At 63.8% G+C, this 381-nt stretch carries 1 pseudogene; it reads right to left on the reverse strand.

The window, feature by feature from the left end:
• A pseudogene (locus tag I6F21_RS38585) lies at window positions 1-381 on the reverse strand (hypothetical protein); the annotation flags it as partial.

The following is a 381-nucleotide window of genomic DNA, read 5'->3' on the forward strand; positions in this document are numbered from 1 at the left end:
GTAATACTGAGTGTCGAAGTCGTCCGACGGATTGCGTCCTTCACGCCAGCCGCGTTCGCAATAGTGGCGAATCGCATCTTCGGGGCGGAGATCGAGATCCGGATTCACCGAAAGATAATAGCTCTCGTCGAAAAGTCCCGACTGCCTGATCGCGCTCACCTCTGCATCGAGCGCGCTTTGGACCGCGGGTTGCCCGCCCTGCTGCGTAGCCTGCGCGTCTGCACGCAGTAGACCCGACGAACCGGCAGCCGGCACCGGGACGCCGGTTGCCGACGTGCCGATTGCATCGGGCGATGTCACGGCTTCGCTCACCGGCAGCACGCGGCCCTCGCGCCGCCCAAACCGCAGATAATGCACCAGCGGATTAAGCTGCGCCTGCTC

The sequence above is a fragment of the Bradyrhizobium sp. NBAIM03 genome (assembly GCF_020194055.1).
In the GTDB taxonomy this organism is placed as follows: domain Bacteria; phylum Pseudomonadota; class Alphaproteobacteria; order Rhizobiales; family Xanthobacteraceae; genus Bradyrhizobium; species Bradyrhizobium yuanmingense.